The 23,824-nt window shown below is 66.4% G+C and carries 19 protein-coding genes; 11 read left to right on the top strand and 8 right to left on the bottom strand.

Going from position 1 to position 23,824, the window contains the following annotated elements:
- The first annotated feature begins 2 nt into the window (after positions 1-2).
- Complete coding sequence (locus tag IPK65_06490) at positions 3-341, top strand: P-II family nitrogen regulator (protein MBK8162793.1); 339 nt, start codon at positions 3-5, stop codon at positions 339-341.
- 6 nt (positions 342-347) lie between these two features.
- Here IPK65_06490 and IPK65_06485 read toward each other — a convergent pair whose 3' ends face one another.
- The 3 genes from IPK65_06485 to bamD all read right to left on the bottom strand — a co-directional run bounded on the left by IPK65_06485 (position 348) and on the right by bamD (position 3,032).
- Positions 348-905, bottom strand: coding sequence for a nitroreductase family protein (locus IPK65_06485; GenBank protein ID MBK8162792.1), 558 nt, complete (start codon positions 903-905; stop codon positions 348-350).
- Between the two features lie 41 nt (positions 906-946).
- Complete coding sequence (locus IPK65_06480; GenBank protein ID MBK8162791.1) at positions 947-1,678, bottom strand: outer membrane protein assembly factor BamD; 732 nt, start codon at positions 1,676-1,678, stop codon at positions 947-949.
- Between the two features lie 73 nt (positions 1,679-1,751).
- A complete protein-coding gene (gene bamD, locus IPK65_06475; GenBank protein MBK8162790.1) occupies positions 1,752-3,032 on the bottom strand; it encodes an outer membrane protein assembly factor BamD in 1,281 nt (426 codons plus the stop codon).
- Between the two features lie 81 nt (positions 3,033-3,113).
- Here bamD and rluD point away from each other — a divergent pair, with 81 nt between their 5' ends.
- The 4 genes from rluD (at position 3,114) to phoU (ending at position 7,299) form a co-directional block, all read left to right on the top strand.
- A complete protein-coding gene (rluD, locus tag IPK65_06470; GenBank protein MBK8162789.1) occupies positions 3,114-4,097 on the top strand; it encodes a 23S rRNA pseudouridine(1911/1915/1917) synthase RluD in 984 nt (327 codons plus the stop codon).
- 73 nt (positions 4,098-4,170) lie between these two features.
- Positions 4,171-4,857, top strand: coding sequence for a phosphate regulon transcriptional regulator PhoB (gene phoB, locus IPK65_06465; GenBank protein MBK8162788.1), 687 nt, complete (start codon positions 4,171-4,173; stop codon positions 4,855-4,857).
- Entirely contained in the window at positions 4,854-6,182 is a 1,329-nt protein-coding gene (gene phoR / locus IPK65_06460; protein MBK8162787.1) for a phosphate regulon sensor histidine kinase PhoR, read from the top strand. Before phoB ends, phoR begins: the two co-directional genes overlap by 4 nt.
- A gap of 367 nt (positions 6,183-6,549) precedes the next feature.
- Complete coding sequence (gene phoU / locus IPK65_06455; GenBank protein MBK8162786.1) at positions 6,550-7,299, top strand: phosphate signaling complex protein PhoU; 750 nt, start codon at positions 6,550-6,552, stop codon at positions 7,297-7,299.
- On the opposite strand, the gene IPK65_06450 is transcribed toward phoU, so the two are convergent.
- Both IPK65_06450 and IPK65_06445 read right to left on the bottom strand, forming a co-directional pair.
- A complete protein-coding gene (locus IPK65_06450; GenBank protein ID MBK8162785.1) occupies positions 7,279-8,541 on the bottom strand; it encodes an MgtC/SapB family protein in 1,263 nt (420 codons plus the stop codon). The genes phoU and IPK65_06450 overlap by 21 nt on opposite strands.
- 83 nt (positions 8,542-8,624) lie before the next feature.
- A complete protein-coding gene (locus tag IPK65_06445; GenBank protein MBK8162784.1) occupies positions 8,625-10,511 on the bottom strand; it encodes a pyruvate kinase in 1,887 nt (628 codons plus the stop codon).
- 335 nt (positions 10,512-10,846) lie between these two features.
- Here IPK65_06445 and IPK65_06440 point away from each other — a divergent pair, with 335 nt between their 5' ends.
- From IPK65_06440 to IPK65_06425, 4 genes are all read left to right on the top strand, one after another.
- Positions 10,847-12,406 (top strand): CHAD domain-containing protein, encoded by a 1,560-nt coding sequence (locus tag IPK65_06440; GenBank protein ID MBK8162783.1) that lies wholly within the window; start codon positions 10,847-10,849, stop codon positions 12,404-12,406.
- A 12-nt stretch (positions 12,407-12,418) separates the two neighbouring features.
- On the top strand, positions 12,419-13,168 hold the full coding sequence (locus IPK65_06435) for an AAA family ATPase (protein ID MBK8162782.1): 750 nt from the start codon (positions 12,419-12,421) through the stop codon (positions 13,166-13,168).
- A 117-nt stretch (positions 13,169-13,285) separates the two neighbouring features.
- On the top strand, positions 13,286-13,804 hold the full coding sequence (locus IPK65_06430) for a histidine phosphatase family protein (GenBank protein MBK8162781.1): 519 nt from the start codon (positions 13,286-13,288) through the stop codon (positions 13,802-13,804).
- A 422-nt stretch (positions 13,805-14,226) separates the two neighbouring features.
- A complete protein-coding gene (locus IPK65_06425) occupies positions 14,227-16,017 on the top strand; it encodes a GSCFA domain-containing protein (protein ID MBK8162780.1) in 1,791 nt (596 codons plus the stop codon).
- 137 nt (positions 16,018-16,154) lie between these two features.
- On the opposite strand, the gene IPK65_06420 is transcribed toward IPK65_06425, so the two are convergent.
- Both IPK65_06420 and IPK65_06415 read right to left on the bottom strand, forming a co-directional pair.
- Positions 16,155-19,292 carry an efflux RND transporter permease subunit gene (locus IPK65_06420; protein MBK8162779.1) on the bottom strand — a complete coding sequence of 1,046 codons (3,138 nt, stop codon included), beginning with the start codon at positions 19,290-19,292 and terminating at the stop codon, positions 16,155-16,157.
- Positions 19,292-20,470, bottom strand: a complete 1,179-nt coding sequence (locus IPK65_06415) for an efflux RND transporter periplasmic adaptor subunit (GenBank protein ID MBK8162778.1) — start codon at positions 20,468-20,470, stop codon at positions 19,292-19,294. The genes IPK65_06420 and IPK65_06415 overlap by 1 nt, the downstream gene beginning before the upstream one ends.
- Positions 20,471-20,650: 180 nt before the next feature.
- Here IPK65_06415 and IPK65_06410 point away from each other — a divergent pair, with 180 nt between their 5' ends.
- Both IPK65_06410 and IPK65_06405 read left to right on the top strand, forming a co-directional pair.
- Positions 20,651-21,103, top strand: coding sequence for an NfeD family protein (locus IPK65_06410; GenBank protein ID MBK8162777.1), 453 nt, complete (start codon positions 20,651-20,653; stop codon positions 21,101-21,103).
- 40 nt (positions 21,104-21,143) lie between these two features.
- The gene (locus IPK65_06405; protein MBK8162776.1) at positions 21,144-21,989 is read left to right on the top strand and encodes an SPFH/Band 7/PHB domain protein; all 846 of its coding nucleotides are present in this window, start codon (positions 21,144-21,146) and stop codon (positions 21,987-21,989) included.
- Positions 21,990-22,348: 359 nt separating this feature from the next.
- Here IPK65_06405 and IPK65_06400 read toward each other — a convergent pair whose 3' ends face one another.
- Complete coding sequence (locus IPK65_06400) at positions 22,349-23,431, bottom strand: porin (protein MBK8162775.1); 1,083 nt, start codon at positions 23,429-23,431, stop codon at positions 22,349-22,351.
- Positions 23,432-23,824: the final 393 nt, after the last annotated feature.

Here is a 23,824-nt window from a genome sequence, read left to right as displayed (position 1 = left end):
CCATGAAGAAGGTAGAGGCGGTGATCAAGCCGTTCAAGCTGGACGATGTGCGCGAGGCGCTGTCGGAAATCGGCATCGCCGGCATGACGGTGACCGAGGTCAAGGGTTTCGGCCGCCAGAAGGGTCACACCGAGCTGTATCGCGGCGCCGAGTACGTGGTGGATTTCCTGCCCAAGATCAAGGTGGAGGTGGTGGTGGACGACGACCAGGTCGAGACCTGCATCGACGCCATCACCAAGGCGGCGCGCACCGGCAACATCGGTGACGGCAAGATTTTCGTGACCGAGGTGCTGAAGGTGTTGCGCATCCGCACCGGCGAGACCGGTTCGGACGCCATCTGAACCCCGTCAGGGGAGGTGGCGGACGACCTCGTCGAGCGGCCGGCGCGGCGTGGGCGGCGGCAGCTCGGCGGGATACCCCACGCTGAGCAGCGCAATCGGCTGCAGCCCCGTTTCCAGCCCCAGCACGCGCGCCACCTCCGCCGCGTCGAAGGCGCCGACCCAGGTCGAGCCGAGTCCCGCCGCCACGACCGCAAGCTGGGCATAGGCCGCTGCGATGGTCGCGTCCTGCAGGGCGAACAGCGCGCGTCCGCGCTCCCCGTACTGTTCCGCCGCGCGCCCGGTATCGGCGCAGAACACCAGGCAGGCCGGCGCCGTCGGCCCCCGGGCCGGCCCCCGGCGCCGCCCGGCCGCCCCCCCCCCCCCCCGCCGCCCCCCCCCCGCCGGGCGCCGGCGCAGCTCCGCGTTCTCCACCACGTAGATGCGGTAGGACTGCAGGTCGCCGGCGGACGGTGCCGCGCAGGCCGCTTCCAGCACGGCGTGCAGCTTTTCCCGCTCGATCGCCCCGCCGGCGCGGTATTTGCGCACCGAGTGGCGGTGGCGCACCGTCTCAAAGAAATCCCACATGGCGTGTCTCCCCGCGTTCGTTCGCGTGCCGCGCGGCGCCGTCAGCCGTCCTGGCCCGCTTCGGCGGGCGGATTGAGTTCCAGCACGCGGCGCGCCCCGGCCGCGAGGTCGTCCAGGCCGAGGCGGTCGTAGGCCTCGGCCATCACGGCGAGGGCGTGCGGCACCGAGCCGGTCTGCGGATAGGTCTCGATGACGTACCTGGCGCGGTTGGCTGCCGCGACCCAGGCGCCGCGCTGCATGTAATAGTCGGCGACGAACATCTCGTGCTTGGCGAGATAGTTTTTCAGGTGCACCATGCGCTGCACCGCGTCCGGCGCGTAGCGGCTGTCGGGATAGCGCTTGACCAGTTCGGCGAAGTGCTGGAAGGACTCGAGCGCGGCGCGCGGGTCGCGCCGCGACGGATCGATGCGGGCGATGCTGTCGAGGATGGCGCTGGTCTGGCCGAAGTTGGCGAGACCGCGCAGGTAGTAGGCGTAATCGACGTCGGGGTGGCGCGGGTAGGTCTTGATGAAGCTGTCGGCGGTGCTGATCGCCTGCTCGGGCTGGTCGTACTTGTAATAGGCGTAGGCGAGGTCGAGCTGCGCCTGCGCGGCGGCGTCGCCGAAGGGGTAACGCGCCGCCAGATCCTCGAAATGCTTGATCGCGGTCTCGTAGTAGCCCTCGCGCAGCGCCTCCTTGCCGAGCTGGTAGAGCCGCGCGGCGTCGGTCTCCGGCCCGTTGTCGCCCGAGGTGGCGCAGCCGGCGAGCAGCACGGCGAGCAGTCCGGGGATCAGAAATTCGCGCATGCGCATGGGAAGGCCTCGCACCATGAAGGACGCCATTATAGCCCGCATCGCGCGCCCGGGGTCACTGCGGAGATGCCGCCGGAAGGAACGCCTGGATCTCGCCCATGCGGCGGATCCAGGGCTGCGGCAGATTGAGGCCGGCGGGCAGCTCTGCGGCGGCGGCGCGCGCGCCCGCTGCATCCGGATAGACGCCGTGGATCAGCGAAAACCAGGGAAACCCCTGCCGCCGGGTCTCGAACCAGGCCAGGTCGGGCAGCGCGTGACGGCGGACGAAGCGCTGCAGGGCCTCCGCGTCGGCGACGCTGAACAGCTGGAGCGTGTAGGCGCCCGGATCCTGTCGCGCGATCCAGTCGGCGCCGTGCAGCCCGGCCTGCGCCGGGACCGTGGAGCCTTCTCCCTGGACCCCCGCGGCTTCATCGACGGATTCCGCCGGCATTGCTGACGCCGCGGCCGGATCCGGGGCATCCATCGTCACCTGCTGGTCAGCGACCGGTCCCGCGCTGTCCGGCGACGCCGCGGCCGGCACCGCAGGACCGGCATCCGTGCTTCCGGCGTCGGGCTGCTTGTCCTCCGTCGGCGCGACGGCGACCCCGCCCGGCGGACCCTGGTGGAGATCGAGCATGCGGTAGGCCATGTTGGCCACCATCGCGGCCTCGGTCTTGACGCTGGACTCGGGGTAATTCTCCAGCGCCGCGCGGGCGTGCAGCCCGGCGTTCACGTAGTCGCCCCGGTTGAGATAGATCTTCGCGGTGTCGAGTTCGAAGTTCGCCAGTCCGTTCTGCAGCAGGGGGATGCGCGCGCGCGCGTCCTCGGCGTACTTGCTCTGGGGATAGCGCGCGACCAGTGCGCTGAAATATTCCAGCGCGAGGTCGGCGGCGGGCGGCCGCGGCCGGATCTCCACGCTGTCCTGCGCCAGCGCCGCCCGCGCCTGGTTGAACATGGCGAGGCCGCGCAGGTAGTACACGTAATCGAGGTTGGGGTGACCGGGTTGATCGCGGATGAGCCGCTCGGAGGTCACCAGCACGGCGGCGATGTCGTCCTGCCTGTAATAGGCGTAGATCAGCTCCGCCTGTCCCTGCAGCGTCTCGGGGCTTGCGGGATAGAGCGACTCCAGGGTGCGGAACTGCTGCGCCGCGGTTGCAAAATCCTCCTGCTGCATGGCCGCGTGGCCGGCCTCGTAGAGCGCGGCGGCGGCCGGTTGTCCGGCGGGGCGGGTGTTCGCCGCGCCGCCGCTGCACGCGGCCGCGGCCAGCGCGAAGGCCGCGATCAATGCGAAGGCCGGTGCGGGGAACGGCAGCCGCCGGGCGGGCCGCTGCTGCTCCGGATAAGCGTCGCCCGGCATGATCAAGTAGAATGGGTGCCAATCATCGGCGCCATTATGGTCCGATATCCTGCTGAAAGAAAAGAGCATATGGGGATGGGCATGCCGTCAGCGCCGGGAGAGGCGGATCCGAGGGTCTACGAGCGGCGGCTGACGGCGCAGGTTCCGGACGCGCTGGCGGGCATGCGCCTCGACCGCGTGCTGGCCGAGCTGTTCCCCGACTACTCGCGCGCGCGCCTGCAGCAATGGATGCAGGAGGGCCGGGTCAGCATCGACGGACTGCACCCGCGGCCGCGCGACAAGGCGCGCGGCGGGGAGCGCATCGATCTGGTCGCGCGCGTGGAGCCGGATACCGCGTGGCAGGCGGAGGAGCGCGCCCTCGACGTCGTGTACCAGGACGCCGGCCTGCTGGTGATCAACAAGCCGGCCGGGCTGGTGGTGCATCCCGCCGCCGGCAACCGCGCCGGCACCCTGCTCAACGCCCTGCTGCACTACGCGCCGGAACTCGCGCTGCTACCGCGCGCGGGCATCGTGCACCGCCTCGACAAGGACACCAGCGGACTGCTGGTGGTGGCGCGCACGCTGGAGGCGCACAAACGGCTGGTCACCGCCCTGCAGGCGCGTGCGGTGGAGCGCGAGTACGAGGCCATCGTCTGCGGCGTGATGACCGCCGGCGGCCGCATCGACGCGCCGATCGGCCGCCACCCCACCCAGCGCACCCGCATGGCGGTGCGCGAACAGGGCCGGGCGGCAGTGAGCCATTACCGGGTGCTGGAGCGCTTCCGCGCCCATACCCATGTGCAGGTCAGGCTCGAATCCGGGCGCACGCACCAGATCCGCGTCCATCTGGCGCACATCCACCATCCCCTGGTCGGAGATCCCGTCTATGGCGGGCGGCTGCGCCTCCCGCCCGGCGGCGGCGCGGCCCTCGCCGAGGCGCTGCGCGGTTTCCGGCGCCAGGCCCTGCACGCGCGCAGGCTGGCGCTCCGGCATCCCGCGAGCGGGGAGGAGATGTCATGGTCCGCGCCGCTGCCGGCCGACATGACGGGCTTGCTCGCGGCCCTGCGTGCGGATATGTTGCAATAGCGTGACACTGTCATATTTATGCAATCTGAAAGGCTTAGCCTACATAGCTTGAAAAATATCGGGTGAATCCGGAATGATGCCCAAGCTGCTGCTGGTCGAAGACGAGGCGCCCGTGCGCGAGATGCTGAAGTTCGCCCTGGCGGACGAGGACTTCGAGATCCTCGAGGCCGCCGACGCCGGCGAGGGCTTCACCATCATGCAGGGACAGCGCCCGGACCTGATCCTGCTCGACTGGATGCTGCCCGGCATGAGCGGGGTGGAGTTCGCGCGCCGGCTCAAGAAGGACGCCGCCAACCGCGACATCCCGATCATCATGCTGACGGCGCGCGCGGAGGAGGACGACAAGGTGAAGGGCCTCCAGGAGGCGGACGACTACATCACCAAGCCGTTCTCCACCCGCGAACTGAAGGCCCGCATCCAGGCCGTCCTCCGGCGCGTGACCCCGGGCGGGCAGCAGGAGCTGATCCAGGTCAGCGGCCTGTGCCTGGACCCGGTCGGACACAAGGTGACCGTGCTGGGCGAGGTCCTCGACATGGGGCCGACGGAATTCAGGCTGCTGCATTTCTTCATGACCCATCCGGAGCGGGTATACACCCGCGAGCAGCTCCTGAATAATGTGTGGGGACAGAACGTCTATGTCGAGGAGCGCACCGTCGACGTGCATATCCGCCGCCTGCGCAAGGCGCTGGGGTCCACAGGCTATGACCGCCATGTGCAGACGGTGCGTACGGTAGGGTACCGCTTCTCCACCCAGGTGTGAGCTTGATCGGCTACTGGCTGAAGGAACTCTGGCGTCTCACGCTTATCCTGGCGGCCAGCCTCCTGGCGGGGGGCATCTTCGGACTGCACGGCGCCTCGCTCGCCGCCGGTGTGCTGGTCTTCCTGGGCTGGCACCTGCTCAAGCTGCACCGTTTCGCCCGCTGGCTGATCTACGGCTACGAGCCCGAGGCCGGTTTCTCCGAAAACATCTGGAGCGAGCTCTACTACCAGGTCCACAAGCTGCGCGAACGCGGCCGCAAGCGGGAGCGCAAGCTCAAGAACCTGGTCGAGCGCTACCGCGAATCGGCGGAGGCCTTTCCGGACGCGGCCCTGGTCCTGCGCCGCGACAATGCCATCGAGTGGATGAACGAGGCCGCCTCCAGCCTGCTCGGGCTCAGCCTCACGCACGACATCGGGCAGCGCGTCGACAATCTGGTGCGCCAGCCCGCCTTCGTCGAGTACCTGCAGTCCGGCGACTACGCCGAGCCGCTCGTGCTGAGCTCGCCGGTCGACAGCGTGTCGACCATGCAGATCTACATCGTGCCGTACGGCGACAACCAGCGCCTGCTGATCGCGCGCGACATCACCAAGCTGCACCGCCTGGAGGTGATGCGGCGCGACTTCATCGCCAACGTCTCGCACGAGCTCAGCACCCCGCTGACCGTGATCAGCGGTTACCTCGAGAGCCTGGTGGGCAAGCAGCGCAAACCCGAGCAGATGGAGCAGGCGCTGCGGCAGATGCAGCAGCAGACCGAGCGCATGCGCAACCTGGTCAACGACCTGCTGCAGATCTCCCGCCTCGAGATGAACGAGATCCAGGAGAACGAGATGGACGTCAACGTGCCGGCAATGCTGCAGGGCCTGCTGGCCGACGCGAAGATGCTCGGCGGGGAGCGCCGCCACGAGATCGTGCTGGAGGCCGACGAATCGGTGTGGCTGCACGGTGTCAACCAGTATCTCTACAGCGCATTCGCCAATCTGGTGCGCAACGCCGTGCAGTACACGCCCAGCGGCGGTCGCATCGCCATACGCTGGGGCGCCGATGCGGCGGGGGCGTACTTCTCCGTGGCGGACAACGGAATCGGCATCCCGCCGCACCTGATCCCGCGCCTGACGGAGCGCTTCTACCGCGTCGATACCGGGCGCTCGCGGTCGGTGGGCGGCACCGGGCTCGGCCTGTCCATCGTCAAGCACGTGCTGCGCAACCACCAGGCGACGCTGGAGGTCCAGAGCACGCCCGGCGAGGGCAGCACCTTCAGCTGCCGCTTCCCGCCCGCCCGCGTGGTGGTCAGGACGGGCGGACCGGAGATGCGCCTGGTGAAATAGGCGCGCCGCGGCGGGCCTTAATCAAATCTTCTGCGTTTCATCATCCAATCGTCACACGCTTTCCCTACAGTGTCGCGAAGCGGCGGTGATCCGGGTACGTCCACGGCGGACCCGGCGATCCGCCGCTATCCCCCACTTGGCTCCTATCCTCTCGGGAGCACCAGGCCGCGCTTGCGGCCTTTTTTTTTGCGCCGCCCGCCCGCCGCCTTCCGTGTCAATAAACTGTAATATTACAGTTCTATGATCACCCGGGCGGTGCGGCCGGATTACCGCAAACGGGGGAGTATCCCCCGGATTAAAGCACGCTATACTTACAGCCATCTTTTTCACTGCAGGCGGGACAGCCCGAGTCCGCCGGAGGCATGCCATGATAGAAAACATGTTCGGACACCACATCTCGGCCCAGTACAACGAGGAGCTCGAGGATCTGCGCAACCGCGTGCTCAACATGGGCGGGCTGGTGGAGCAGCAGATCACCGACGCGGTGACGGCGCTGGTCGAGGGCGACGGGGAGCGCTGCGAGCTGGTGATCACGCGGGACTATAACGTCAATTCGATGGAAGTCGAGATCGACGAGGAATGCACGCGCGTGCTGGCGCGGCGGCAGCCCGCCGCCGGCGACCTGCGCCTGATCGTCGCGATCATCAAGACCATCACGGACCTGGAGCGCATCGGCGACCAGGCGGAGAAGGTCGCCCGCATCGGGCTGCACCTGATGGAGATGGAGCGGCCGAAGAACCGCTACATGGAGATCTACACCCTGGGCGATCGCGTGCGCCAGATGATGCACCACACCCTCGACGTGTTCGCCCGCCTCGATCCCGAGGCCGCCCTGCAGGTGACGCGCGAGGACCAGAACATCGACAACGAGTACGAAGGCGTGATGCGCCAGATGGTCACCTACATGATGGAGGACCCGCGCACCATCCGCCGGTCGCTCGACATCATGTGGTCGCTGCGCGCGCTGGAGCGCATCGGCGACCACTCGAAGAACATCTGTGAGTACGTCATCTACCTGGTGAACGGCAAGGACGTGCGCCACCTCAGCCTGGAGCAGATGGAGAAAGCGGTGCGCGCCCGCCAGTCACGCGTGGGTTCAGGCGGTCAGGCGCAGTAATTCCGCCAGGTATATCCCCAGCGCGCCCGCCGCAACGGTGAGCCCGAACACGGGCAGTACCCGTTGCGCCATCTCCTTCCCCGCGATCGCCACGGCGAGCGCCCCCTTGAATGCCGTGTTGACCAGCGCCGCGATCACGATGCCGCGCGCCGCGGCGTATTCGGCGACCGCGCCGTGCGCCATCTGTGCCAGCGACAGCGTGATGGCGTCCACGTCGGTCAGGCCGGAGACGGCGGCGGCCGCGTAGAGTCCCTCCTGTCCCAGCCATTCGTGCATGCCGTGCGTGAGCAGCATCACCAGCGCGAGCAGTCCGCCGAATTTCAGCGCCGGCAGCAGTTCCATCGGGTTGCCCAGCTCCAGCGCCGGCTCGGGTTGGCCGCCGCTCCGCCGCCGCACCAGCCACCAGGCGCCGGCGGCGGTGGTACAGGTCATCAGGCCAAGGGGCAGTGCGAGCGCCGGCAGCAGCGCGGCGTTGATCACGGCGACCTCCACCAGCATGCGCGGGAACATGACCGCCGCGGCCAGCACGATGCCGGCGGCGAATATGTCGTCGACGCGCTGTTCGCGCGCGAGCCGCGCGAAGGTCAGCGTCGTCAGGGTGGAGGAGACCATGCCTCCGAGCAGGCCCGTCAGCAGCAGGCCGCGCCTCGCGCCGGCCCACTTGATCGCGATGTAGCCGGCGAACGACAGCGCGGCGATCAGGATGACCATCCACCAGATGCGATAGGGGTTGAGCGCCTGCCATGGACCGTAGCCCTGGTCCGGCAGCGCGGGCAGTACCACCACGGAGATCAGCAGCAGCTTGATGACGGCGGTGAGGTCGCGGGATTCCATCCGGCGCAGCCAGTGGTGCAGCACCGGTTTGAGGCTGAGCAGCGTCATGGTGAGCACCGCCCCGGCGGCGGCAACCCCGGCCTGGCCGAGTACCGCGAGGGCGCCGAGGGCGAATGTCACTAGGGCGGCGACCACCGTGGTGATGCCGAGGTCGCGGTTGCGGCGCACATCCTCCCGGTGCGCGAGTATCATCAGCGCCGCCAGCACCGCGAAGGCGAAACCGAGCAGCAGCGCGCCGAGCTGCTCCGCCAGCACCGCCCACAGGCCGCCGAGAAAGCCGATCAGTCCGAAGGTGCGCAGCCCGGCGATGCGTGAACCCTCCGGCGCCGCGCGTTCCTGCCAGCCGCGCTCGAGGCCGATCAGCAGGCCGATGGCGAGCGAGACGACGAGCTGGAGGAACAGGTCCATCGGTACGGGGGCGGTCCTGTGCGGGAGGGGTGGGGATATCTAATCATCCCGGCCGTCCCGTGGCAATGCGCGGCGCGCCGGACTCACCAGTGCAGCGCGCGATAGCGGGAGAATTTCTTGTATTGATGCTGCTGGAGGCGCGCGAGGATGTCGTCCAGCACGCGCACCGACTGCAGCACGTAGCGTCCCTTGTTGAGCATCACGCATTCGGCGCGCGCAGACATGGCCGCGTCGGTGAACTCGGCGCGGTTGATCGCGCCCTTCTGCGTCAGCGTCTCGAGCACCTGCGTCGCCCAGATCGCGGGGGTGTGCGCGGCCTCGCACAGCCACAGGATCTCCTCCTGGATCTCGGACATGCGCTCGCCTCCGAGCTCGACCGCGAGGTCGCCGCGCGCGATCATGACGCCGAACGGAAAGCGCCCGATGGTGCCGAGGATCAGCTCGGGCAGGTTCATCACCGCGCGCTGCGTCTCGATCTTGGCGATGATGCCGAGCTCCGTAGCCCCGCGCCGGGTCAGCTCCCCGATCAGCTCCTCCATGTCGTCCAGGGTTTCCACGAAGGAGAATCCCACCATGTCCGCGAGGCGGCATACGCTGTCGAGGCAGGCGCGGTCCTCCGCCGTGAGCCCCGAAAGTCCGAGGTCGGCGCCCGGGAAATTGATGCCCTTGTCCGCGCGCAGGCGCGCCCCCTCCGGCCTCGCGTGGGTGATGCGGACGAGGGCGCCGCCGGCGTCGACCGCTTCGACCACGCCGCCGATCTTGCCGTCGTCGAACCAGGCCGGCTGGCCCGGTTTCAGTCGCGTCAGCACGTGGGGATGGCTGCAGCCGATGACGGCCGGTTCCGGTCCGTGCGCGCCGGGGGCGGCCGGGCGTCCCGGCGCGGGGGCGACAGACAGCAGCAGGCGGTCGTCCCTGTGCAGGCGGATCTCGATGTCTTCGGACGGATGGCGGCTGAAGCGATGGGTTCCGCCGATGTGGTGATAGTCGAGTCCGTCACCGGCGCGCTCCAGCTGCAGCACGGTCTCGTCGGACACATAGGCATTTTCCCAGCATTCGCCGCGCCAGCATCCCGATTCCTCCCGCGCCAGCACGTTGATGGCGCGCGGCTTGCCGCGGGTGTCGCGGAAGCTCAGCCGGTCGCCGTCCCGCAGCGCATCGCAGAGTTCCGGGGCCATGCTGAACCGAAAGTCGGCGGCCGCATCCGCGCAGTTGCCGGCGCCGTCTGCGCACAACAGCACCGTGGCCGGGGCGAGGGTGCGGCCGTAGCGGTCGCGCCGGGTGCGCAGATGGACCACCGCGGGGATCTGTTCCACCGCGCCGGTGCGCAGCTTCGTGCCGGCGAGATCCATCAGGATGCGGCACCCGGTCCCGGTCTCGGCCTCCGCGCGCCTGACGTTGCGCGCGAGCCTCTCCCAGACGTCCGGGTCGTCGTGGGCGCAGTTGATGCGCGCGCAGTTCATGCCGCCGGCGAGCAGTTCCCGGATCAGCGCATAATCCTCCGCTCCCTCCGCCGGCAGGGTGACCATGATGCGGGTGTAGCGCCTGGCCGCGCCGGCGCCGAACATGCGCCGGGTGTGTTCCGCCAGCAGCGCCTGGCCCGCCTGCGGCCCGGGCGGGATGTCCGCCAGGGCTTCCGCGGGCGCGGCGCCGCCGAGCAGACCGATGACCTGGTTCAGAGTTGGCAGCACGTGCGCCTCGCAGCGGCCGAGCGAAGAGATTCCGAACTCCGCCAGCGCGTCCTGCAGCGGACGCAGGTCGAAGCGGCGCAGCGCGAGGTAGTGGGCGAGGTTGCGCGCGCTGGCGCTGTACGTCCCGCCGGGGTAGCAGTCATGGAACCGTTCAAGGCGCTGCGCGGCCTGCGTGATCACTTCCGCGTGCAATTCGATCAGCTGCCGGCGCAGCGACTCGCGCGAGGTCTCCGCGGACGGTGAACAGCCCGGCGCGGCGGGTGGGGCGGAATCCTGGTTCATTGGTTTTCAAGACAAAGACTTATGGTCCCAATCGATGCTATCACGGCTGTGTCACACTTATATTACAGCTCTGTAGCAGGCGATTTCCTTGCAAGAAACGCCTGTTTCTTGCACACTTGACGGCGGAGAACACTTCCGACGACCCCGTCGCTGACTCGCAAACGGATTTCCACCTGATACATGACCGCCGCCCGGGACTGGCAGGCAGCGGTGTAGCGGTAATTTCGCAGTCGTTCCGGCCGTTTCGGAACCAGATTGCCGCACGGTCCGTGCGCAGAGTCGTCATTGTGGAAGAGTTGATGCAACGGGGCTGCCGTTTTCTGGCCGGAACGTCTATGTCTTTAAATAGCTATCAGTACATCATGCCGCGCGGCGTGAACGCCGAAGGCCTGGCGGAAATCCTGCGCGGTCACGGCCTGCGACTCGAACTGCAACCCGCGACCTCCACCGAGCGCGAATTCTACGACACCTTCGACTGGCGCCTGTACGCCGCCGGGCTGGTATGCTTCATCGACCGGACCCGCGAGCAGGCGCGGCTGCACCTGCGCGCACTGTCCAACGGCCTCGACGTCGTCAGCTCCGCGGCGGCGGAGGTCCCCGGCTTTGCGCAGGACCTGCCCGCCGGCGCACTGCGCGACCGCCTGCTCCCGCTGGTGGAGTCGCGTCGCCTGCTCGACATCGCCGCGATGAAGTGCGCGAGCCGCTGTTTCAAGGTGCTGGACGAAGAGGGCAAGACGGTGGCGCGCGTGTACATCGAGCGCCACAGTGTGGTGACCGGGGAGGGCGCGCGCCGGCTCGGGCTCGGCGAGCGCCTGGTGGTCGCACCGGTGCGCGGATACCCGGAGCCGCTGCAGCATCTGCGCGCCCTGTTCGAGCACCAGCTGGGGCTGGTGCGCCTGAACGGCGCCGCGTTCGAGGAGGCGCTCGCCGCGCTCGGCCGGCATCCGCTCGATTATTCGTCGAAGCTGCGCATACCGCTCACCGCCGACGTCACGGCCGGGGAGGCGGCGCGCCGCATCCTGGCCGCGTTGCTGGGCACCATCGAAGCAAACGAGGACGGTGTGCGCCAGGATCTCGATCTGGAATACCTGCACGACCTGCGCGTCGCGGTCAGGCGCACGCGCTCCCTGCTCGGCCAGATGAAGGAGGTGCTGCCGCGGTCCTTCGCGCACTACCGCCAGGAATTCGCCTGGATCGGGCACGCGACCGGCGCGGTGCGCGACCTCGATGTGCACCTGCTCGCCTTCCCGGGCCACGCCGCCGCGCTCGGGCCGGGCGGCCTCGGCGATCTCGAGCCGCTGCGCGAGGCGATGCGGGCGCAGCGCAGCCGCGAGCGCTGCGAGCTGCTCGAGGCCCTCGCCGCGCCGCGCTACCGCCGCCTCAAAAAGGACTGGCGCACGCTGCTGGAGGCGGAGGACGCGTCGGCGTGGACCGGCGGCGAGGCGCAGCAGCCCGCGCTCGCGCTGGCCTCCGCCATGATCCGGCATCGTTATCACAAGGCCTTCAGGCTGGGTGCCGGGATCACGCCGGATTCCCCCGACGCCGACATGCACCGGCTGCGCATCCAGTGCAAGAAGCTGCGCTACCTGCTCGAATTCTTCGCTGCGCTGTATCCGCGCGACGACCTGAAGCAGCTGATCAGGGCGCTGAAGGCGCTGCAGGACAATCTCGGCGATTACCAGGATCTCAGCGTGCTGATCGAGTCGCTGCCCGGCTACGCGGAAAAACTGAACGGCGGCGAGCGCGCCAACCGGGCGCGCAACGCGCTCGAGCCGCTGCTGGCGCATCTGCGCGGACGCAAGCAGGAGGTACGCGCCGGGTTTGACGAGGTGTGGGCCAGGTTCGCCCACCCGCAGCACCAGAATCGGTTCAACAAGGTATTCGGTTCGGAATAGATGGGAGATTGAATGAAGGTTATCGCCTGTTACAACATCAAGGGAGGAGTGGGCAAGACGGCCTCGACGGTGAACCTCTCGTATCTGTCGGCGCGGGAAGGCTTCCGCACCCTGGTCTGGGACCTCGATCCGCAGGGGGCCTCGAGTTTCTATTTCCGCATCCGGCCCGCAGTGGGGCCGGGCGCAGCGGGGCTGGTGCGCGACGAGCTCGCGCTCGACAAGGTGATCAAGGGCACCGACTACGAAAACCTTGACCTGGTGCCGGCGGATTTCTCCTATCGCAACATGGACCTGTTCCTGGACGGCGAGAAGAAGCCGAAGCAGCGGGTGGAGAAGCTGCTGAAACCGCTGGCGGACGACTATGACTACGTCTTTCTCGATTGCCCGCCGGGGATTTCGCTGCTGTCGGAAAACGTCTTCATGGCCGCCGACGTGCTGCTGGTGCCGCTCATCCCGACCACGCTGTCGCTGCGTACGCTGGACCAGCTCCTGCAGTTCTGCCAGCAGGAGGGATTGAGTGATTTCAGCATACTGCCCTTCTTCACCATGGTCGACGTGCGCAAGGCGCTGCACCGCCGCATCGTCGAGGAGCTGCCCAAACGCATGCCCAGCGTGCTGACCAACCACATCCCGTACAGCAGCGAGATCGAACAGATGGGCCTGCGCCGCGCCCCCGTGAACATCTTCGCCGGTCACAGCCGCTCCGCGCAGTCCTATGAAGACCTGTGGTGGGAGATCAAGATCCGCCTCGAGTGGCTGTAATAAGAAGGGAATAAAACGGGGACAGATTTATTTTTAGGTAATTCCTCTTAGTAAATTTGGGTTAAATTACATAAATAAATCTGTCCCCGTTTTTTCCATGTATCGGGAGGTGCTGGTATGACGACGCGCACCCTGCTCATTCTCCGCCACGCCAAATCGGACCGCGACGGCGCGGCCGCCGACGACTTCGAGCGGCCGCTCGCCGCGCGCGGGAGGCGCGACGCGCCGCGCATGGGCCGCTGGCTGCGGGCGCACGGCCTCAGGCCGGACCTCGTGCTGAGCTCGCCCGCGCTGCGCACGCGCCAGACGACGGAGGCGGTGCAGGAGGCGCTCGAGCTGCCGGCGGAGCGGCTCCGCTTCGATGACCGCCTCTATCTTCCCGCGCTCGCCACCCTGCTTGCGGTGATCGCGGACTGCCCCGCGCGTACGGGCACCTTGCTGCTGGTCGGCCACAATCCCGGCCTGGAAGAGCTGCTGGAGCATCTCTGCGCCGAGGCGCCGCCGCGCAACGCCGCGGGCAAGCTGCTCACCGCCGGCGCGATCGCGCGTCTGACGGTGCGGCAGGGATGGAAGAAGCTGGAACCGCACGGCGCGGCCCTGGTCGAGCTGGTCCGCCCGCGCGAACTCGACGACTGACAGCAGTTGCGCATATTTGTTCCCGGCAATATCCCCGAAGCCCGTTCTGCACCCTGTTCGCCAGGCGGGATCCTCTGTTTGTCCCGAAATTATTGTGGTTAAAGCCCCTCGCCTTGTGCGCGACGTGCATGGTATTGCCACGTTATCTGCACTATTAATCCACAATTAAATGATTTGATGTCTCAGTCGGGGTGAAGTCCGGGGCATCAGGCGGATTTCCCTCGATATCTCCGGCGCGCAGCCATCATCAGGCGCGGGTAAATAGCTTCATTCTGAGACTATCCTGGACCGGGGATTCGAAAGTCTCCCGGCATGTTCATCCCGGCCCTTCCTCGCATGTTCATTCGGGATCAGGTGGCCGGGCGCGCTGTGGTCGACTCTGCCTGCGTCGCAGGGCGCATACGCGTCCCTTGGAGTGCCTTATGAATCCCTATGAGCAATTGCCGGGCTACGCCTTCTGGAAGACGGCCGTCGCGCAAAAGAGCATGTTCGATGTCGATCATCTGTGGATGCCGAAATTCAGGCTGTCCCAGGATGACAGGGTCGTCACTTTTGGTTCATGTTTTGCCCAGCACATCGGTAATGCGCTGGTCACAAGAGGATTCAACTGGTATGCCGCAGAGCCGTCCCCGCCGGGCCTGTCGGCAGAGGACGCGAGGAAGAGGAATTACAACGTCTTCTCGGCCCGGACAGGGAATATCTATACGACCTCGTTATTGCGGCAGTGGACGGAATGGGCGTTATTGAAAAAGGACATGCCTGCCGAGGCATGGGAGGGGGATGGACGCTTCTTCGATCCGTTCCGCCCGGCGATCGAACCCGGCGGATTCAGTGACATCGATGCGCTCAGGCGATCACAATCCGCGACATTGGCATCATTTCGCAACTGCATCGAGCAGGCGAAATACTTCGTTTTCACGCTTGGATTGACGGAAAGCTGGATCAACAGGGACGGCCTGTACGAATATCCGGCGTGTCCGGGCACGATCGCGGGGGAGTTTGATCCGCAGCAGCACCGGTTCGTCAATCAGAAGTTCGAGGACGTCAGGGACAATCTGCTTGCGTCACTGGATTTGATGCGGGTGGTCAATGCGGATCTGAGATTCATCCTGACCGTCTCCCCGGTGCCCCTGACCGCGACCAATTCGGGAAGGCATGTCCTTGTCGCGACGATGGCGTCAAAATCCGTATTAAGGGCCGTCGCGGACGAGGTGGCGGCTGATCGCACCTATGTCGATTATTTTCCGTCCTACGAACTCATCAACAGCCCCGTATTCAAGGGGATCTATTTCGAGCCCAACCAGCGTAATGTGAATCCCAGGGGCGTTGATTTCGTCATGGAGCACTTTTTCTCCTGCGCGGCGGAATCTCCCGGCCCATCGCACAGGGATGATTCGCTCCTGTCGCGCGGGAAGTTCGATCCCGACTGCGAGGAGGCCTTGCTCGAGACGTTCAATGGTTCGCGCCCCGGCCCGTCATTGGATGAAAAGCAGCGGGTCGTGCTGGGTAACAGCCATCTGGCAGGGTTCAAGGACGCCCTCGCGGCAAGACGGCCGCTGCTCAACGGTATTGCCTATGTCCCGCAGTACTGGCTGAAAGATTCGATCCAGGACCTGATCCGGATCAACAGGCTGACGGAATTTACCTTCAGTGAGGAATACGAGGAGGCGATCGCCCGCGTTCGTATAGAGCATCCGGAGATCCTGATCCTCGTGGGACTTGGCCTCGCGGGCGATGGCATCATCCGTGCGTTTGGCCCCCTCAAGGCGGGCTTCGCCGGCTGCTCCGGTCATGAAATAAGCCCGACTGTTCCGATCATCACGGGTATCGACGGGCAAGTGGTGGATTTCTACAGAAGACCCGCCCGCATCATGGTGAATTTCGCGCGCCAGATAGAGGACGAAACGCCGTACAGCAAAATCGTATGGATCGCTGCGCCGGACATGCCGCTGCATGCGGCGGTATTCAGGTTTGGCAGGGAGTTTGTCGAGAGCGGCACCTATAAACTGCACAAGCGTGCGTACATGAAGGCGCTACTGGAAGAGAACGCCATGCTTCGGAAAACGCATTTCGTCTTTCATTCAGAGGATAAGTGCTGCGACAGGACGGGTTTCAGCCTGGATGGTTATCGGGCGTCGGGCAATGACTGGGACATTCATTGCAGCAGGGAATATTACGCGGATACCGTGGAGCATCTTGCTGAATTGATATGACCGGCGGCGCCGGCAACCATCAATGGATCTGGCGGTGTTTCATGGATGAAGCGGGGACAGATGCATTATTGGCCGTTCCCGCTCAATACTTCCTGAAGTTCCGGGTAAAATACGGCTCTCCCCGCTTCGATCTTCAGCTACTCCTGGGCTGCTCCCGGCGCATCCCGGCGCGGTTCCGGCTGCTCGGACATCTCCTTCTCCAGCCGCCGCGCGACGTCGCCGGGCGAGCCGGTGTGCCGCGCCAGAAGCTGGTAGGCGACGGGCACCACAAACAGGGTGAAGAAGGTCGCCGCGATCACGCCGCACAGGATCACCGTGCCGATCACGGCGCGGGTCTCGGTGCCCGGCCCGGATGAGAGCAGCAGCGGGACGGCGCCGGCCGCCGTCGTCAGGTTGGTCATGATGATCGGACGCAGGCGCACCTCGGACGCCTCCATCAGCGCGTCGCGGAAGGCCCGGCCGGCGTCGCGCAGCTGGTTGGCGAATTCGACGATCAGGATGCCGTTCTTGGCCGCCAGCCCGACCAGCATGAGCAGGCCGATCTGGCTGAAGATGTTCAGCGTCATATCGAAGGCGTACAGGCCGAACAGGGCGCCGATCATGGCAAGCGGCACGGTGAGGATGATGATGAGCGGATGGATCCAGCTCTCGAACAGCGCGGCCAGCACCAGGAACACCACCACCAGGGCGAGCAGGAAGATGAAGGTGATCGAGCCGGTGCTGAGCTTGAAATCGCGCGACTGGCCCTTGTAGTCGATGATGGCGTTCGGCGGCAGGTGCTCGCGCGCGAGATTCTCCAGGTGGTCCAGCGCGTCGCCCAGGGCGAGGCCGTCGGCCAGGTTGGCCTCGATCGTGATCGCGCGCACGCGGTTGAAGCGGTTGAGCGAGATGGAGTCCGCGAAATCGTTCAGCGTCACCAGGTTCGAGAGCGGGATGAGCTGGCCGCTGCGGTCGGAGCGGATATAAATGTTCTCCAGGCTGGCGGGACTGCGCTGTGCGGCGCGCTCGCCCTGCAGGATGACGTCGTACTCCTCGCCGTCGTCGAGATAGGTGGTGACGCGGCGCGAGCCCAGCATGGTCTCCAGCGTGCGGCCGATGGCGCTGACGGAGACGCCGAGGTCGGCGGCGCGGTCGTAGTCGATGGTCACGCCGAGCTGCGGCTTGGTCTCCTTGTAATCCCAGTCGATGCCCTGCAGACCGGGGTTGTCCTCGTTGATCTTCTCGAGCAGGATATCGCGCCACTGTGCCAGCTCCTCGTAGGTGCCGCCGCCGATGACGAACTGCACCGGCTTGCGGGTGCGGGCGCCGAAGCCCTGCCGCATCACGGGGAAGGCCTGCACGCCGGTGAGGCCGTCGAGACGTGCACGCACGTCGTCCATGATGTCCCAGGCCGGGCGCCTTTCGCCCCACTCCTTGAGCACGACGATGGCGATGCCGCGATTGAAAATTTCGACGTTGCCGAAGGCGGTCGGCGCGCGCACCAGCAGGCGGGTGATCTCGCCGTCCTCGACCAGAGGCATCATGCGCCGCTCCACCTCGTCCATGTAGCGGGCGATGTATTCGTAGGAGGCGCCCTCCGGCGCGGTCACCATGACGAAGAAGGCGCCGCGGTCCTCCTTCGGCGTGTATTCATTCGGGATCTCGCGCAGCAGCCAGATGGCCGCCGCAAGGATGCCGACGAAGATCACGCCGACGACCCACGCGTGCCGCAGCGTCCCGAGCAGCGCGACATGATAGCCCCGCCGCACCCTGTCGAAGGCCGCGTCGATCCCGCGCGTCAGGCCGGTGCGCGCGCTGCTTCCCAGCACCCGGGAGGCGAGCATCGGCGACAGCGACAGGGCGACGAAGGCGGAGAAGCCGACCGCCGCGGCCATGGTGAGCGAGAACTCCGAGAACAGCCGGCCGAGATCGCCCTGCAGGAATACGATCGGTACGAATACCGCGATCAGCACGATCGTGGTGGCGATGACGGCGAAGCCGACCTGGCGCGTGCCGCGATAGGCGGCCACCAGGCGCGACTCGCCGTACTGCTCCATGCGGCGGTGGATGTTCTCGATCACCACGATGGCGTCGTCGACGACGAGGCCGATCGCCAGCACCAGCGCGAGCAGGGTCAGGATGTTGATGGAGAAGCCGAGGATCTGCAGCACGGTGAAGGTGGCGATCAGCGACACCGGCACCGTGACCGCGGGCACCAGGGTGGCGCGGAAGCTGCCGAGGAACAGGTAGATCACGCCGATCACCAGGGCGATGGCGATGAACAGCGTCTTGTAGACCTCGTGGATGGCCCCTTCGACGAACACCGAGGAATCATAGCTCTGGCGGATCTGCATGCCCTCCGGCAGGGTGGCATTGATGCGGTCGGCCTCCTCCCTGGCCAGGCGCGCCACCCCCAGTGTGTTGGCGGTCGACTGCTTGATGATGCCGATGCCGACCATCGGGATGCCGTTGCCGCGGAAGAACAGGCGGTCCTCCTCGGTGCCGCGCTCCACCCGCGCCACGTCGCCCAGGCGGACCAGGTAACCGCCCTCGCCGCGCGCCAGCACCAGGCGGGCGAAGCTGTCCGGGGAGGTGAAGGCCCGCTGTACGCGTACCGTCAGCTGGCGGTTGCCGGAGTCGATGCTGCCGGCCGGCAATTCGATGTTCTCGGCGCGCAGCGCGTCCTCGACCTCGGTCACCGTAAGGTTGCGCGCCGCCAGCGCCTGGCGGTCGAGCCAGACGCGCATGGCGTAGATCTGCTCGCCGCCGATGCGCACGCGGGCCACGCCTCCCAGCACCGAGAAGCGGTCGACCAGGTAGCGGTCGGCGTAATCGGTCAGCTCCGGCACGCTCATGCGGTCGCTCTCGAGGTTGAGCCACATGATGACGTCCTCGTTGCTGTCGACCTTCTGGATCTCGGGCGGGTCCGCCTCGTCCGGCAGGTCGTCGAGGATGCCGGCGACGCGGTCGCGCACGTCGTTGGCGGCGGCGTCGATGTCGCGGTCCACCTCGAACTCGATGGTGACGCGCGAGCGGCCGTCCTCGCTGATGGATTCGATGAAGCGGATGCCCTCGACGCCGGCGATGCGGTCCTCGATCAGCTTGGTGATGCGGGTCTCGATCACGCTGGCGGAGGCGCCCCGGTAGGCCACCTCGATCGATACCACCGGCGAGTCGATGTCGGGATACTCGCGCAGCGGCAGGCGCTCGAAGGACACCAGGCCGAAGGCGATCAGCAGCAGCGACAGCACGGTCGCGAAGACCGGCCGCTTGACCGAGATGTCCGACAGCAGCATTACGGCATCTTCTCCAGCAGTTCGCGCAGCGGCACCGTGCCGTCGTCCACCGCCGCGACGGCGACCTGGTCACCCGGCTTCACCCGCGTGGTGCCGTGGGTGATCACCTTCTCGCCCGCCCGCAGCCCCTCCAGGATCTCGGCCTGGCCCGGCCGGCGCGCGCCCAGGCGCACCTCGCGGCGTTCCACCGTGTTGTTGTCCGCCTCGTTCACCACCAGCACGAACTGCCTGTCGCCGAGCGGCATCAGTGCCTCTTCCGGGATCACGATGCCGTCCCTGACGTTGCGCAGCAGGTGCACCTGCATCAGCAGGCCGGGCCTGAGGCTGCGGTCGGGGTTGGGCAGGATGGCGCGTACCAGCACGGAGCGCGTGACCGGATCGACGCGGCTGTCCACGGCGGTGACCGCGCCGTGGAACTCGCGCGCGCCGAAGGCCGCCGTGACGGCGACCACCGGCAGACCGGTCGCGAGGCTGCCGAGGTAGAGGCTCGGCACGGAAAACTCCAGCTTCATCCGGTTGTCGTCATCCAGGGTGGCGATCAGGTCGCCGGGTTCCACCAGCGCCCCCACGCTCACGTTGCGCAGGCCGATCACGCCGGCGAACGGCGCCTTGATGATACGGTCCTTGAGGCGCGATTCGATCGCGCCGAGGCGCGCCCGCGCGGTCTCCAGGTCGCGCTGGCGCTCATCGAGCAGCGAGGCGGCCGCGGTGCCCTGTTCCTGCAGCGACTGTACGCGCTCGTACTGGCGGCGCGCCTCGTCGACGGTCGCGCGCGCCTCTTCGAGCTGCGCGTGCTCCTCGTCGCTGGTCATCTCCACCAGCGGCTTGCCCGCGGGGACGCGGTCGCCGTCGTCGAAGTAGACCGCACTCACGGTCTCGGTGATCGAGGACGAGATCTGCACCGACTCGCTGGACCTGAGCGTGCCCAGCGCCTCGATGCGGTCGTCGAGGCGTTCGACCCGGGCCGGGGCGACGATCACCTGGGTGGCCGCGATCGCGTGACCCGCCGCCGCGAGGGAAAGCAGCAGGGCGAGGAGCGGGGCTGCACGGCGGGAAAGGCGGGCGCGGGATGCGGCGGGCACGACTATCTCCTTGTCGGGAGTGGTGAAATAGACCGGATACAATCTTCTACCGTAACAAAAAAACACCGCGCGTGTCGATGGGCGCGGCGGCTCCATTGTATGACAGGCGGCGCGCCGTTCGAGTTCAGGCGGCCTGGGACCCGGCCGCGGGCGTATCGCCGCGGGATTCAGCGGCGCGGACGGGGACACTGTCGGCCGGTGGCCGTTTACGGTATTTTATGCGGTGCACAGGCGTGGCAGTGGCGGCACGGCGTTTTCAACGGAGAGGGGCGGCGGATGGACTACGGGATCCACGACTGGCACTGGCTGGTCCTCGGCATGCTGCTGATGATCGCCGAGATCTTCCTCGCGAGCTTCTTCATCTTCTGGTTCGGCCTCGGCGCCATGGTAGTGGCCGCCGTGCTGTGGTTCCACCCCGCGCTCGGCCCCGGCGCGCAATTGCTCCTGTGGGCGCTGTCGTCCTCGCTGTTCGCCTTCCTCTGGTTCCGCTATATCAAGCCGCTGATGACCGACCGGACCAAGGCCGGCATCCCGCGCGAGGCGATCGTCGGGGAAAGCGGCCAGGTCATCCGCGTGCCGGCCGGCAGGACACGCGGCGTGGTGCGTTTCTCGACGCCGCTGCTGGGCGCGGAGGAATGGCCGTTCCTGTGCGAGCAGGGCGTCGAGCCCGGCGACCGCGTCTTCGTCAAGGACATCTCCGGGAATACCCTCATCGTCGAGAAGCGGTGAGCGCCGTACGGATCAATCTGCCGACAGGGGGTAAACATCCATGATAGTCGTAGCGGTCTTCGTCGTACTGGTGATCATCACCATCGGGCTCGGCGTGCGCATCGTGCCGCAGGGCTTCAAGCACGTGGTGCAGCGGCTGGGCAAATACCACACCACGCTCGGCCCGGGCCTCAACGTCATCGTCCCCTACATCGACAGCGTGGCGTACAAGGTCACGACCAAGGACATCGTGCTCGATATTCCCTCGCAGGAGGTTATCACCCGGGACAATGCCGTGATCATCGCCAACGCGGTCGCCTACATCAACATCATCGCACCCGAGAAGGCGGTGTACGGCGTGGAGGACTACGCGCTCGCCATCCGCACCCTGGTGCAGACCTCGCTGCGCGCGATCATCGGCGAGATGGACCTCGACGACGCGCTGTCCTCGCGCGATCTGATCAAGGCCCGGCTCAAGACCGGCATCTCGGACGACATCGCCGACTGGGGCATCACGCTGAAGACGGTGGAGATCCAGGACATCAATCCGTCGCAGACCATGCAGAAGGCGATGGAGGAGCAGGCCGCCGCCGAGCGCCAGCGGCGCGCGACGGTGACGCGCGCGGAGGGCGACAAGACGGCCGCGATCCTGCAGGCCGAGGGCAGGCTCGAGGCCTCGCGGCGCGATGCGCAGGCGCAGGTGGTGCTGGCCGAGGCGAGCCAGACGGCGATCGACAAGGTGAGCCAGGCGATACGCGACCAGGAACTGCCGGCCGTCTACCTGCTGGGTGAAAAATACATCGAGGCGGTCAGGCATCTGTCCCTCTCGCCGAACTCCAAGATCGTCGTCCTGCCGGCGGATCTCCCCGCCGCCGTCCGCGGCATCATGAGCACGCTGGGCAGATAGGCTTCCGCGCGCGGCGGCCGAGCGCCCAGGGCAGCAGGGCGAGACAGCACAGCGCGTCCAGCCCGCCGCCGCCGCGCGAACCCTGCGCCTCATTGTCCGCGGGCGGATCCACGACGCTTGCGTCGGCGCATGATCGAAAGGCCGGATGTCATGGATCGTTCTGCATAGACAGAAGGGCGGCAAGGTTCTGCTGCTTGAGAAATACAGGCTCATTAGTGCGGCTTATTGCGCCGTTTTCGACATGCACCCGGAGGCGGTGTCATGCATCACGCGATATCTCTCCGATCGTTCGAATACCAGGGATTAAAAAAGGGGCGCCCTGAGGCGCCCCGCGGGATAGAACCAGGGGAAAGTTCGGATTACATGAACTTGCCGCTGAAGTTCTTGACGATACCGAAGCTGAACGAGGAGATCGTCGGGCCCGTGGCAGTGCCGGGGAAGCCGACGCCGTCCAGCCTGTACTCACCCTCGTCATCGTTGCTGACGCTGGCGAACAGCGCGTAGAGCTCGGTGTCCTTCGACATCTTCTGCGAGATGCCCAGCGCCAGGTACGTCGCACCGGTATCTTCATTAAAGTCACTGTCGCTGTCGAGACCATCGGCCTGTCCGACGGCCGCCTTCAGCGTCGTGTTGTCGCTCATCTTGTGCATCGCGCCGATGTAGAAGGCGTCGCGGCTTTCGTCGGTGACGCCAGACTCGGCCGACTCGAAGATGAAGCTGAGCTTGGTGCCCTGGCCGAGATCCCAACCCGCGCCCAGCTTGACCGCCTGCGCATCGTCGGTCGGCTCGCCGGTCTCTGCCTGGATGCCGAAGGTCTCCATCGCGACGCTCAGCGACAGCGGACCCTGGTTGTACATGCCGGCGAGGCTGATGCCGGTGTTGTCGGGCTCCTCGGCGTCCGGCAGGTCATCGTCGGCGGCGGCGTTACCCAGGATGTACGCACCCTGGAACTGGAAGCCGCTCATGTCGGGCGAGATGTACAGGATGGTGTTCGGGGTACGCTCATCGAAGAGCACGCTGCCATGCACATTGCCGATGATCGCGTTGTAGTCGGCGCGGGTATCGCTGAACATGTCGTAGGTGGCGCTCTTGTAGGGGCTGTCGTGCAGTCCCGCGCGCACCTCGCCGAAGCCGCCCATCAGGCCGACGTAGGTGTTGCGGCCGCCGCCCCAGCCGCCGGAGTCGAGGTCGATGACGGTCTCGGCCTGGTAGGTCACGGTCAGGTCTTCGCTGAGCTCTTCCTTGCCCTTGAAGCCGATGCGCGAGGCGTTGTTGGTGAATGCCAGCGTGCTGTCTTCCTGGCCGGTGGCCTCTTCGTCGTTGCTGGAAAGATCGACCGAGCCGTGGAGCTTGCCGTAGATCTCCAGGGCCGAAGCGGTCGATACCCACAGGGGCAGCGCAAGCATGCCCGTCACAGCGATCGCAATACTCTTTCTTTTCATCTCCAGTCTCCCTTGTTGTTTCCTGATAGTTGCTTGGTTTTATGAATCCACTTGTGAAACGGATTGTGCGTATTACATCCGTAATCGCCCCGCGTTACAAGCTTTGCGTCGCATTTTTACGACAGGCGAACGCATGCGATTCACATGGCGTCTCAAGCACTAAGTAGCCTCGAGAGCGCCGCGGTGCATTATCAACACAGGGCGGATTATGTTTCCCGAATATTTCAGGTTTATGACAAAGAGTGTTGGGCGGGGATTTTTGGCTTTTCCCTGAGGCGTGTGAGTATATAAGGCCATGAGTCCCGCCATAATCATACGGTTGATAACGATGAGAGATGGTTATGCAAAAACGCGGGTTGTCGCGGCCAGGTGCATTGATGATGGAAATGGCGG

The organism is Gammaproteobacteria bacterium, from assembly GCA_016712635.1.
In the GTDB taxonomy this organism is placed as follows: domain Bacteria; phylum Pseudomonadota; class Gammaproteobacteria; order SZUA-140; family SZUA-140; genus JADJWH01.
This window is presented reverse-complemented; position numbering and strand designations above follow the sequence as displayed.